The sequence below is a fragment of the Variovorax sp. P1_H2 genome, from assembly GCF_056405295.1.
Genome location: NZ_JBFUCJ010000030.1, coordinates 1 through 11,895, shown reverse-complemented (window position 1 = coordinate 11,895; position 11,895 = coordinate 1). Strand labels below are relative to the sequence as shown.

10 protein-coding genes are annotated in these 11,895 nt (G+C 69.4%); 3 read left to right on the top strand and 7 right to left on the bottom strand.

The features are described from left to right. Positions 1-45: 45 nt before the first annotated feature. Positions 46-1,203 carry an ROK family transcriptional regulator gene (locus AC1D2E_RS12945; protein ID WP_478197779.1) on the top strand — a complete coding sequence of 386 codons (1,158 nt, stop codon included), beginning with the start codon at positions 46-48 and terminating at the stop codon, positions 1,201-1,203. Positions 1,204-1,265: 62 nt separating this feature from the next. Here the strand turns inward: AC1D2E_RS12945 and AC1D2E_RS12940 are convergent, their stop codons facing one another. Together AC1D2E_RS12940 and AC1D2E_RS12935 are read right to left on the bottom strand one after the other, a co-directional pair. After that, positions 1,266-1,463 carry a hypothetical protein gene (locus tag AC1D2E_RS12940; protein ID WP_478170893.1) on the bottom strand — a complete coding sequence of 66 codons (198 nt, stop codon included), beginning with the start codon at positions 1,461-1,463 and terminating at the stop codon, positions 1,266-1,268. 142 nt (positions 1,464-1,605) lie between these two features. Next, a complete protein-coding gene (locus AC1D2E_RS12935; protein WP_478197778.1) occupies positions 1,606-2,853 on the bottom strand; it encodes a helix-turn-helix domain-containing protein in 1,248 nt (415 codons plus the stop codon). Between the two features lie 136 nt (positions 2,854-2,989). Between AC1D2E_RS12935 and AC1D2E_RS12930 the strand changes: the two genes are divergently transcribed. Then, on the top strand, positions 2,990-5,098 hold the full coding sequence (locus AC1D2E_RS12930; protein WP_478197777.1) for a PQQ-dependent dehydrogenase, methanol/ethanol family: 2,109 nt from the start codon (positions 2,990-2,992) through the stop codon (positions 5,096-5,098). Positions 5,099-5,375: 277 nt separating this feature from the next. On the opposite strand, the gene AC1D2E_RS12925 is transcribed toward AC1D2E_RS12930, so the two are convergent. Then, entirely contained in the window at positions 5,376-6,353 is a 978-nt protein-coding gene (locus tag AC1D2E_RS12925; RefSeq protein ID WP_478197776.1) for a tripartite tricarboxylate transporter substrate-binding protein, read from the bottom strand. Between the two features lie 235 nt (positions 6,354-6,588). Here AC1D2E_RS12925 and AC1D2E_RS12920 point away from each other — a divergent pair, with 235 nt between their 5' ends. Beyond that, complete coding sequence (locus AC1D2E_RS12920; RefSeq protein ID WP_478197775.1) at positions 6,589-7,029, top strand: CBS domain-containing protein; 441 nt, start codon at positions 6,589-6,591, stop codon at positions 7,027-7,029. A 15-nt stretch (positions 7,030-7,044) separates the two neighbouring features. On the opposite strand, the gene AC1D2E_RS12915 is transcribed toward AC1D2E_RS12920, so the two are convergent. The 4 genes from AC1D2E_RS12915 to AC1D2E_RS12900 form a co-directional block, all read right to left on the bottom strand. Further along, positions 7,045-8,466, bottom strand: a complete 1,422-nt coding sequence (locus AC1D2E_RS12915; RefSeq protein ID WP_478197774.1) for a cytosine deaminase — start codon at positions 8,464-8,466, stop codon at positions 7,045-7,047. Between the two features lie 85 nt (positions 8,467-8,551). Beyond that, the gene (locus AC1D2E_RS12910; protein WP_478197773.1) at positions 8,552-9,847 is read right to left on the bottom strand and encodes an acetyl-CoA hydrolase/transferase family protein; all 1,296 of its coding nucleotides are present in this window, start codon (positions 9,845-9,847) and stop codon (positions 8,552-8,554) included. Positions 9,848-9,883: 36 nt separating this feature from the next. After that, positions 9,884-11,131, bottom strand: coding sequence for a phenylacetate--CoA ligase family protein (locus AC1D2E_RS12905; protein ID WP_478197772.1), 1,248 nt, complete (start codon positions 11,129-11,131; stop codon positions 9,884-9,886). After that, positions 11,128-11,895, bottom strand: a 768-nt coding sequence (locus AC1D2E_RS12900) for an ABC transporter ATP-binding protein (protein WP_478197771.1), incomplete at its 5' end; no start/stop codon positions are given. The genes AC1D2E_RS12905 and AC1D2E_RS12900, both read right to left, overlap by 4 nt.

Genomic DNA, 11,895 nt, shown 5'->3' with positions numbered 1-11,895 from the left:
CCGCCCTTGGGGCGGCCCGGCGAGCGGTCTGAGGACCGGGGCCGGATGAAGACCACGGGCGACCAGCAGCTGGTCAAGCGCATCAACCGCAGCGTGCTGCTGCGGCTGCTGCGAGCCCGGCCCGGCCTGTCGCGCGCGCGGCTGGCGGCCGAAAGCGGCCTGACCAAGTCGACCGTCAGCCTGCTGGTGCGCGAGCTGCTCGACGACGGCTGGCTCGAGGAGGCCGAGGCCCYGGTGGCCGACGGCCTGGGGCGGCCATCGACCCCGTTGTCGATCAACGTCGGGGTGCGAGCGCTGGTGGGCGTCGAGATCGCGGTCGAGGTGGTGCGCGTGGTCTGCGTGTCGCTGCGGGGCGAGCTGCTGCATTCCGACTCGGAGCCGCTGGCCGACCATGCGCCGGTGGTGGCCAGTGCCCAGGTGGCGCGCATGGTGGCGGCCGTGCATGCGCGGATGCAGGCCGCGGGACTTCGCCTCTCGGGCATCGGTGTCGGCGTGCCGGGGGCGCTCGACGATGCCACGGGCATGGTGCGCTTTGCGCCCAACCTGGGCTGGCGCAACCTGGACCTGCTGCCGATCCTTGCCGAGGCGCTGGCGCGCGAAGGCCTGGCGGGCATCGCGGTGCAATTGCAGAACGACGCCGATGCCGGTGTGCTCGGCGAGTTCGAGTTCTCGGACGGCGAGGGCGAGGACCCGCTGATCTTCGTCAGCTGCGATGTCGGCGTGGGCGCCGGCGTGGTGCTGAACGACCTCCTGTTCACCGGCGCACGCGGCATGGCCGGCGAGATCGGACACACCGTGCTGCAGATCGACGGTCCGCGCTGTTCCTGCGGGCGGCGGGGCTGCGCCGAGGTGTTCCTCGGCTCGCGCGTGCTCGACCGCGACGCGGAAGGTCCGGCGCGCGCGGCCCGCTTCCTCGGCGTGCTGTTGCAGAACCTGTGGGTCACCTTCGAGCCGCGCGCGATCGTGGTCGGCGGCAAGTCCTGCGAGGCGCACCCGGGCTTCCTGCCGGGCGCGATCGCGACCGTGCAGGGCTATGCCGAGAGCGCCGGCCTGGCGCCGCCGGTGGTGCGCGCGGCGCGCTACGGCCCGTGGGCGACAGCGGTCGGCGCCGCCGCGCTGGCCCTGCACGAATACCTGCGCCCGCTGCATCCGACCTCGGAGGCACGGCGCGAACGGGCGGCGGCGATCGACCCCGCTTCCTAGGACCTCGGATCTCGGCCAGCCAATGAAAAAGCCCCCGAAGGGGCTTGTTCAGATCGGGCTGTTCAGGCCGCGGTCTTGGGCGCCTTCTTGTGGGCGACCTTGTGCGAAGTCTTGTGGGTCGAGTGCTTCGTCGACTTGGCCTTGGACTTGGTGGCGGCCGGCGCTGCGGGCGCTGCACCATCGGCAGGCGTGGCGGCGAAGGAGGCGCCGGCGGCAAGGGCGAAGGCGGCGGCAGTGAGGGCGATCAGAGTGCGTTTCATGGAGCGTCGAAGTTAGAGTGAGGTATGGGGACGATCGGCCAGCCCTGAAAATAAGGACGGGCTCAACCTACAACGCTCCGGTCATGCGCCGGATGACAGCCGAAGTTGTAACGGTGCTGCCCCGCCCTCGAAGGCAGCCGCTTCATTCCCGAGGCGCCCGGTCCTCCTCGCGCCAGCGTTTGAGCCGCCGGTAGAGCGTGCCGCGCGACACGCGCAGCTGGCGCGCCGCGTGCGAGATGTTGCCGTGGTGGGCCGCCAGCGTTTCCTCGATCAGCCTGCGGCTGCGGCCTTGCAGCGTGCCATCGCCGGCGTCCTCCCCCGCGGCTGGCGATGCTTCGACCGGTTGCTGCGGGGCGTCGGCAGCGCTCGCCCGTGCCTCCGCGACGGGCGCCGTCGCGGGCACGCTCACGGCGTGGCGAAAATCAACGCCGTCGTGCGCTTTTGCGCGGGCCTGCAGCCAGACGCCGAGCCCGCTCGCGAGCCGCACGGGCTGCGCGGCTTCCCGCCGGCCCAGGCGCAGCAACCCATCGACGTCGAGGCCGAACAGCATTTCCACGGCGCAGGGGCCGGCCTCGGGCAGGCCGCCGATCAGCCGTGCGCCGGCGCTGTTGAGCCAGGCCACGGTGCCATCCTCGGCGATGCCCGCCAGCGCTTCCATCGGCGTGCCGAGCAGCGTCGGGCTGGCCTGGAAGCGCAGCACCAGACGGTCGCGCGACTGCGCCAGCAGCAGCCGGTTTTCGATCGTGGTGGCGTAGAGCGCGACCATCGAGGCCGCATCGAAGCCGAAGCGGCGCGATTCGACCGACAGGTCGAGCACGCCGGCCAGCTGCCCGTGCACGTCGCGGATGGGCGCCGCTGCGCACTGCATGGCGCGCAGGCATTCGAAGTAATGCTCGGCGCCGTCGACCGTGCAGGCCTGGCCGGTGCGCGCCACGATGCCGGGCGCGGTGGTGCCGACCACGCTCTCGGCGATGTTGACGCCCAGCCGCGCGGTCCGGTGCAGGATCGGCTGCTGGGCTGCGGCCGGGTGGTGCGTGACGTGCACGATCACGCCCTGCGCGTCGGTCAGCAGCACGCGACAGTCGGTGCCGGCCAGCGAGCTCTCCATGTCCGCCAGTTCACCGCGAGCGGCCTCGAGCAGGTCCTGGTTGCGCGCCAGCGTGGCATGCAGGCGGCTCGGCGTCACGGCGTCGAAGGACACGGCACGGCGGGTGTCGGCATGGGTGCGCGCGCAGCGCATCCAGGACTGGATCACGGCCTCGCCGACCAGCCCGGAAGGGCGCACGCCCTCCTCGAAGAACTGGATGCGGGCCAGCGCCACGCGCTCGGCGGGCGTGGTGGCGAACAACTGTAGTGGGCCGCCGGCCACGGCACGCGTCGAAAGGGCCACGGGCGCCTCCAGGGCAAGGAAAAATGAGGCTCGAATTTGTTCCGCAATGGAACAGTCCGGGTCTAGGGAAATCCCGAGGATGATCAAAGTGCCGGCTGGGCCGATCCTTCGTCTCACAACGACAGGAGACGACACGATGATCAAGACTCACGCCGCGCTGGCGCTCGGCGCGTTGCTGTGCCTGGGCGCCACGAGCGCCGCGGCGCAATCCGCCAAGGGCTCGCCCGAGCACATCAAGGCCGCCACGCAGAAGGTCGACGGCGCCTTCATCCGGGCCAACGCCGCCAGGACGCCCGACTGGCCCAGCTATGGCCTGGACTACGCCGAGACCCGCTTCAGCAAGCTCGACCAGGTCAACACCGGCAACGTCAAGGACCTGGGCCTGGTCTGGTCCTACGACCTGCAGTCGACGCGCGGCGTCGAGGCCACGCCCTTGGTGGTCGACGGCATCATGTACGTCACGGCCTCCTGGAGCGTGGTGCATGCGGTCGATGCGCGCACCGGCAAGAAGATCTGGACCTACGACCCCAAGGTCGACCGCGCGATGGGCTTCAAGGGCTGCTGCGACGTGGTCAACCGCGGCGYGGCGCTGTACCAGGGCAAGGTCTACGTGGCCTCGTACGACGGCCGGCTGATCGCGCTCGACGCCGCCACCGGCCAGGTGGTGTGGGAGAAGGACACGATCATCGACCACAGCCGCGCCTACACCATCACCGGCGCGCCGCGCGTCTTCAAGGGCAAGGTGGTCATCGGCAACGGTGGCGCCGAGTACGGCGTGCGCGGCTACGTCACGGCCTACGACGCCGCCTCGGGCGAGCAGAAGTGGCGCTGGTTCGTGGTGCCGGGCGACCCGTCGAAGCCCTTCGAGGACGCTTCGATGGCCAAGGCGGCCAAGACCTGGGACCCGAGCAACAGGTACTGGGAGTCGGGCGGCGGCGGCACCGCCTGGGATTCGCTCACCTTCGACCCCGAGCTGAACCTGATGTACGTGGGCACCGGCAACGGCTCCCCATGGGCCCGAAGCCAGCGAAGCCCGAAGGGCGGCGACAACCTCTATCTGGCGTCGATCGTGGCGCTCGATCCCGACACCGGGGCGTACAAGTGGCACTACCAGGAGACGCCCGGCGACAACTGGGACTACACCTCGACCCAGCCGATGATCCTGGCCGACATCAAGATCGGCGGCAAGCCGCGCAAGGTGATCCTGCATGCGCCCAAGAACGGCTTCTTCTTCGTCATCGACCGCACCAACGGCAAGTTCATCTCGGCCAAGAACTTCGTCGACGTGAACTGGGCCACCGGCTACGACAAGAACGGGCGCCCGATCGAGGTCGCCTCGGCGCGCGATGGCTCCAAGCCCAACGACAGCATCCCGGGCCCCTTCGGCGCCCACAACTGGCATCCGATGTCCTACAACCCGCAGACCGGGCTGGCCTACCTGCCGGCCCAGCACGTGCCGCTCAACCTGATGGACGACAAGGACTGGAAGTTCAACGAGAACGCACCGGGCCGGCCGCATGCGGCACTGGGCTGGAACACCGCCAAGTTGGTCAACGCCGAGCCGCCGACCAGCAAGCCGATGGGCCGCCTGGTCGCCTGGGACCCGATCGCGCAGAAGGAGGCCTGGGCCGTCGACTACGTGTCGCCGTGGAACGGCGGCACCCTGACCACCGCCGGCAACCTGGTGTTCCAGGGCACGGCCGATGGTCGGCTGGTGGCCTACAACGCCAAATCCGGCGAGAAGCTCTGGGAGACGCCGACCGGCACCGGCGTGGTCGCCGCACCGGCCACCTTCATGGTCGACGGCAAGCAGTACGTGTCGGTGGCGGTCGGCTGGGGCGGCGTCTACGGGCTGGCCCAGCGCGCCACCGAGCGGCAGGGGCCCGGCACGGTCTACACCTTCGCGGTCGGCGGCAACGCGCCCAAGCCGGAGTTCGTGCAGTACCGCATGGACAAGCTGCTGCAGGGCGTCAAGTACGACCCCGCCAAGGTGGAGGCAGGGACCTACCTGTACGTGAGCAACTGCGTGTTCTGCCACGGCGTGCCCGGCGTCGACCGCGGCGGCAACATCCCGAACCTCGGCTACATGAACTCGGCCTTCATCGAGAACCTCGACAAGTTCGTCTTCAAGGGCCCGGCCACGGAGCGCGGCATGCCGGACTTCAGCGGCAAGCTGACGCCGGAAGACGTCGAGAAGATCAAGGCTTTCATCCAGGGCACCGCCGACGCCATCCGGCCTAAATAGTTGCTCGCCCCCAGGTTGCCCGGCACTTCGTGTCCGGGCGCCCACCCCCTGCCGGGGGCAACACCAGTGGCCCGGCAAAGCCGGTTCCACGGTGTTTCACCAACGGGCCTGGCTGCGCCGGCCGGTGATGTCGGCGCTGTGGTATTTCTTCGGCTGCGCGTAGCGCGCCTGTTCGTGGGCAGTCGCGGAACCGGCTTTGCCGGGCCGCTGACTGCGCCCCCGGCAGGGGGTGGGCGCCCCGACACGAAGTGCGGGGCAACCTGGGGGCGAGCGAAGGCTAGTCGGCGTAGACGCCGGCGGCCTTGATGATCGGGCTCCACTTGGCGATCTCGGCCGCCACGAACTGCTTGTGGCCCTCGGGCTCGATGCGGCCATCGGTCGCCACCACGGCGCCCAGGCCTTCCTGCTTCTTGATGAACTCGGGGTCCTTCAAGGCCACCTTGAGCGCGTCGTTGAGCTTCTTGGTGATGGCCGGCGGCGTGCCCTTGGGCGCGTAGAGGCCGTGCCAGATCGTCACCTCGAAGCCCTTCAGGCCCTCTTCCTGCAGCGTCGGCAGGTCCTTCAGCAGCGGCGTCGTCAGGCGCTTCGACGTGGTCACGGCGTAGGCCTTGACCTTCTTGGCCTCGATCTGCGGCGAGGTGTTGGTGGTCTGGTCGCACAAGAGATCGATCTGGCCGCCGATCAGGTCGGTGATGGCGGGCGCCGTGCCCTTGTAAGGCACCGGCGTCATCTCGGTCTTGGTCGCGGTCTGGAACAGCAGGCCGCACAGGTGCGAGGCCGATCCGACGCCGGCGTTGCCGAGGTTGATCTTGCCCTTGTTGGCGGCGATCCAGGCGCTGAGTTCCTTGTAGTTGCTGGCCGCCATCTGCGGCTTGGCGATCAGCGTCATCGGGACGTCGTTGACGATGCCGAGGTACTCGAAGCCGGTCTCGACCTTGAAGGGCACGTTGCGCACCAGGGTGGGGATGGTCGACATGCCGATGTGGTTCAGCAGCAGGGTGTAGCCGTCCGGGTTGGCGCGCGCCACCTTGGCGGCGCCGATCGAGCTGCCGGCACCGGGCACGTTGTCGATCACGATGCTGCCGCCGCCCAGCGGTTTGCGCAGCGCTTCGGCGAGGTCGCGCGCGACGCGGTCGGTCGGTCCGCCCGCGGCGAACGGCACCACGATGCTGATGGGCTTGCCGCCCGGGAAATCCTGGGCCTGTGCGCCCACCGCGAACGCGGCCAGCGCGGCGATTGCGAGCAGTTTGTTCATGCTGTCTCCGAGTAGAAAAGGCCGTAATCTTATCGGCTGACCGGAGCCTGACCACCCATCAAGCCCTTGATCCAGACCAAGGAATGTGAGCGAACGCACGGATTCGGCATGGGTCGTGTGGGGCGGCGCTATCGACAAGATGACGCGCAGCCCGTTTTGTGTCCATAAGTTACATGGGGTGTCGAGTTTGGCGCGCCGCTTGTGGCGGCCGCGCGGCCCGCGCAGAATGCAACTCATGAAATCTGTGGCGGAAATCCTCATGGCCAAGGGCGATGCGACCGTTCATTCGATCGCGCCCTCGGCAACGGTGTACGAGGCGGTCGCGCTGATGGCCGAGAAGAATGTCGGCGCGCTGCTCGTGATGGAGGGCGACAAGATCGTCGGCATGGTCACCGAGCGCGACTACGCGCGCAAGGTCGTGCTGCTGGCCCGATCGTCCAGGGACACGCCGTTGCGCGATGTCATGACGTCGGCCGTGATCTACGTGCGGCCGGAACAGACCACGGAGGACTGCATGGCGCTGATGACCCAGAGCCGCATCCGCCACCTGCCGGTCATCGACAACGGCAAGCTGGTCGGCCTGATCTCGATCGGAGACCTGGTCAAGAGCATCATCTCCGAGCAGACCTTCATCATCGAGCAGTTGCAGCACTACATCTCCGGGGATCGTCGCTGAACTTGCGCCGGGGCCTCAGGCCGGCGCCGGGCCGCCCCAAGGCGGACTGCGGCCCCCTCGGGGGGCAGCGAGTACACGCAGTGACGGAGCGTGGGGGCGATCCAAGCCGACCATGAGGTCGTCGAGCAGTCGGTAGTCGGGCAGGGTGGTGTCGATCGCGCGGCCGGCGCGCAGCACGGTGCGGTCGAACTGGGTGCGCGAGAGCATCTCCGAGTAGTTGCGGGCCTTGAGCACCAGCAGGTCGGCGGGCGCGCCGGTCTTCAGCACGCCGCGGTCGATGCCCATGAGGGCCGCCGGCGTTTCGGTCGCGGCGCGGATCCAGTCGCCCAGCGGATGGTCCAGGTGCAGGATCTTCACGGCCTGGGTGAAGGTGTCGAGCATGTCGTGGTCGCCGTAGGCATAGAAGGGGTCGCGGCAGTTGTCGCCTGCCACCGCCACCCGCAGGCCGCGCGCCTTCATCTCGTGCAGCACGGTCACACCGCGCCAGCGCGGCGTGCGCGCCCCGGCGCTGCGGTCCTGCAGGTACATGTTGACGGTCGGCAGGCTCACGATGTCGATGCCGGCCTCGCGGCAGGCGGCGATCGTCTCCTCGATGAATTCGTCGGTCTGCAGGGCCAGCGAGGTGACGTGGCCGCACAGGATGCGGCCCTTGAAATCCTGGGCCTGCGCAGTGCGCGCGACGCGGATCAGCGCGCGCGAGCGCGGGTCGGTCGACTCGTCCACATGCAGGTCGAGGTCGAGCCCGCGCTCGGCGGCCAGGGTGAACAGGCGTACCAGGGCCTCGTCGAGGTCCGGCGGCATCGGCTCGCCCGGATGGGCCGCGGAGCGCGTCACGCAGCCCAGCTTGCCGCCGCTGTCGGCCACGATATCGGCCAATTGGCGGCCTTCGTCGGTCAGGAAGACGTCGAGCGGCGCGATCGAGGACACCTGCAGGTCGACCCGCCCGGCCCAGCGCTCGCGCACCTCGCGCAGCACCGGGAACGAGATCGAGGCCTGCGGCGCCAGCGAGTCGAGGTGGGTGCTGATCGCGACCACGCCCTTGGCGTAGGCGGTGGCGAGCCCGAACTCCATGCGCCGGCGCACGTCCTCGGCCTTCCAGTGCGCCTGGCGGTCGCGCATCGTCGCGGCCGAGGCGCCCGCGCCGTCGCCGGTCGGATTGGCCTGGCGCGGCCAGATGTGGCCCTTGTCGAGGTGCGTGTGGCAGTCGACCATGCCCGGCAGCACCATCGACGCGTCGAGGTCGGGGCCGAGTTCGGCCGGCAGCGTGCTCGCGGCTTCGATGGCGGCGATGCGGCCGCGGTCGACCAGCAGGTCGATGGCGCAAAGCGCGTCGCCGGCGCGGTCGGGCGGTTCGGGCTGCACCAGGCAGCGGGGCGCGCGCAGGTTGCGCAGGGCGAAGCGGTCGCCGACGGGGGGCTGGAAGAAGGAGTGGGTCATCGCAGGAGAAGAAGGGCGCTCGTCACCATGACGCTGGCCGCCTGTCGCTCGCATGAACCGTGCCGCCGCGCATTGCCGCGCAGCGTCAAAGCAGCTTCGCGTGCCTCGCCTGGTCGGCCAGCTCGGCGCGGAAGTCCGGGTGGGCGATGGCGATCAGTTCCTGCGCCCGCTGCTTGACCGACTTGCCGCGCAGCTGGGCGACGCCGTATTCCGTCACCACGTAGTTGATGTCGTTCTTGCTCGTGCTCACATGCGTGCCGGGCGAGAGCGACGGGACGATGCGCGACAGCGTGTCGCCCTTGGCGGTCGAGGGCAGCACGATGAAGGCCTTGCCGCCGCGCGAGCGGTTGGCGGCACGCACGAAGTCGGACTGCCCGCCGGTGCCGGAAAAGGGCGCGTGGCCCAGGCTTTCCGAGCCGCATTGCCCGAGCAGGTCGATCTGCAGCGTGGCGTTGATGGCGACCAGGTTGTCGTTGAGGCCCGCCAGCGCCGGGGCGTTGGTGAAGTCGACCGGATGGATCTCCACCGACGGGTTGCGGTCCATGAAGCGGTACAGCTTGCTCGAGCCCAGCGCGAAGGTCGCCACCGTCTTGCCCGGCAGGTAGTTCTTGCGCCGGTTGGTGACCACGCCGGCCTCGATCAGGGTCAGGATGCCGTCGCCCAGCATCTCGGTGTGGATGCCGAGGTCGTGCTTGTGGGTGAGCTGCATGACCACCGCGTCGGGGATGCCACCGTAGCCGATCTGCAAAGTCGATCCGTCCTCGATCAGGTCGGCGACATGCTTGCCGATGGCCTGCTGCACCGGCCCGATCTTCGGCAGCCCGACCTCGAGCACCGGGTCGCTGCTTTCCACCAGGGCTGCGACCTGCGAGATGTGGACATGGCAGTTGCCGTTGGCGAACGGAACGTTGGGGTTGACCTCGAGCACCACCGCGCGGGCCCGGGCCACGGCCGCCATCGTGTAGTCGGCCCCGAGGCTGAGCGCGAAGTAGCCGTGGGCATCCATCGGCGAGGCCATGCTGAACACCACGTCGGCGGGGATCTGCCCGCGCTCGATCTGCGCCGGGATCTCCGAGAAATAGTTCGGGATGAAGTCGATCCACCCTTCCTGCCCGCCGGCGCGGGTCGCGCCGCCGAAGAAGAGGGCCACGTGGCGCACGTGCTGCGAGGTCTCGCGGTCGATGTAGGCGTACTTGCGCATCGCCAGGATCTGCGCCACCTTGACGTCGCGGAAGTCCAGCCGTTGCTCGGACAGGGCGGTGAGCAGCGTGGGCGGCTCGCCGACGCCCGTGGGAACGATGATCAGGTCACCGTCGTGCACCTGGCGCACCGCCTCCGCGGCCGGCATGCGCTTCTGCTGGTATTGGTCAAGGAGTGTCATGTCGAAGCTTCCTGTTCGCGGCCGACATCTTCGCTCTTATCGGTAGCTGCGTGCATCTTCGATCACCTTGCCGTCGTTCGGCAGGCTGCCGGGCGCTGCCCATTCGACCGTGCCGCGCAGCTTCGTGACGTCGCGGATCGCCTCGGCGATGCGTTCGGCCAGGCCTTCCGGCGGCGCCGGGCACTCGAGCCTCAGCGTCATGCGGTCGTTGGCCATCTCGCCCTCGACCACCAGACGCGCGCGCTGCACTTCGGGAAAGCGGCGCACGATCTCGGCCACCTGGCCGGGATGGACGAACATGCCGCGCACCTTGGTGGTCTGGTCGGCGCGGCCGAGCCAGCCGCGGATGCGCGCGTTGCTGCGGCCGGTCGGGCAGTGCCCTGGCAGCAGCGCCGACAGGTCGCCGGTGCCGAAACGGACCAGCGGATAGTCGGGGTTCAGGGTGGTGACGACGACTTCGCCGACTTCGCCTTCGGGCACCGGGTCCCCGGTGCCGGGCCGCACGATCTCGACGATCACGCCCTCGTCGAGCACCAGGCCCTCGCGGGCGCTGGTCTCGTAGGCGACCAGGCCCAGGTCGGCGGTCGCGTAGCACTGGATGCCGGTCACACCGCGCTCGGCGATCCAGTCGCGCAGGCTGGGCGGAAAGGCCTCGCCCGACACCAGCGCCTTGTCCAGGGTGCCGAGTGCGATGTTCTTCTCGGCCGCCTTCTCGATCAGGATCTTCAGGAAGCTGGGCGTGCCGACGTAGCCCGCCGGCCGCAGTTCGGCGATCGCCTCCACCTGCTGCTCGGTCTGCCCGGTGCCGCCCGCGAACACGGTGCAGCCGAGCGCGCGGGCGCCGCTCTCCATGATCGAGCCGGCCGGCGTCATGTGGTAGCTGAAGCAGTTGTGCACCAGCTCGCCGCGGCGAAAGCCCGCCGCGTACAGCGCACGCGCGGTGCGCCAATAGTCCGCTGCCTCGCCCTCGGGCTCGTAGAGGGTGCCGGGGCTCGCGAACACGCGCGGCATGCGCGAGCCGAAGCGGATCGCCGAGAAGCCGCCGAAGGGGTCGCTCGCGCGGCGCTCCTTCTGCAGCGCGAGCAGCTCGGACTTGCGCGTCACCGGCAGCTTCGCCAGCGCATCGCGGCTCGCCACCTCGGCCGGCTTCACGCCGTCGAGGATCTTCGCGAAGGCCGCGGTCGCGGACTGCGCCTGCAGGATCTGCTTCGGCAGCGCCGCCAGCAGGTCGCGCTCGCGCTCGGCCGGGTCGCGCACTTCGAGCGCATCGTAGAAATCCGTCATGCCAACCACCGCTTTCTGCGCTTGTAGCTCTTCACGTCGCGGAAGCTCTTGCGGTCCGCGCCGCCGACGCCGAGGTAGAACTCCTTGACGTCCTCGTTCTCGCGCAGGCTCTTCGCCTCGCCGTCCATGACGATGCGGCCGTTCTCGAGGATGTAGCCGTAGTCGGCATAGCGCAGCGCCATGTTGGTGTTCTGCTCGGCGAGCAGGAAGGTCACGCCTTCCTTCTCGTTGAGGTCCTTCACGATGCCGAACACCTCCTCGACGATCTGCGGCGCCAGCCCCATCGAGGGCTCGTCGAGCAGCACCATGTTCGGGTTGGCCATCAGCGCGCGGCCGATGGCGCACATCTGCTGCTCGCCGCCCGAGGTGTAGGCCGCCTGCGAGGCGCGCCGCGTCTTCAGCCGCGGGAAGTAGGCGTAGACCTTCTCGAGCGTCTGCGCGACCGCGGCCTTGCCGTCCACCCGCGTGTAGGCGCCGGTCATCAGGTTGTCCTCGATCGACAGGTGGGCGAAGCAGTGGCGGCCTTCCATCACTTGGATCAGGCCGCGCCGCACCAGCTCGGCCGGCGACAGGGCTTCGATGCGTTCGCCGCGCAGCTCGATCGTGCCCTTGGTCACCGCGCCGCGCTCGCCGGCCAGCAGGTTCGACACGGCGCGCAGGGTGGTCGTCTTGCCCGCGCCGTTGCCGCCCAGCAGCGCCACGATGCCGCCTTCGGGCACGGTCAGGGAAACGCCCTTGAGCACCAGGATCACGTGGTTGTAGAT

Coding starts and splice junctions, on each gene's coding strand:
- AC1D2E_RS12915 (WP_478197774.1), bottom strand. CDS start 8,466: ATGACCCACTCCTTCTTCCAGCCCCCCGTCGGCGACCGCTTCGCCCTG.
- AC1D2E_RS12940 (WP_478170893.1), bottom strand. CDS start 1,463: ATGAAACGCACTCTGATCGCCCTCACTGCCGCCGCCTTCGCCCTTGCC.
- AC1D2E_RS12920 (WP_478197775.1), top strand. CDS start 6,589: ATGAAATCTGTGGCGGAAATCCTCATGGCCAAGGGCGATGCGACCGTT.
- AC1D2E_RS12905 (WP_478197772.1), bottom strand. CDS start 11,131: ATGACGGATTTCTACGATGCGCTCGAAGTGCGCGACCCGGCCGAGCGC.
- AC1D2E_RS12910 (WP_478197773.1), bottom strand. CDS start 9,847: ATGACACTCCTTGACCAATACCAGCAGAAGCGCATGCCGGCCGCGGAG.
- AC1D2E_RS12925 (WP_478197776.1), bottom strand. CDS start 6,353: ATGAACAAACTGCTCGCAATCGCCGCGCTGGCCGCGTTCGCGGTGGGC.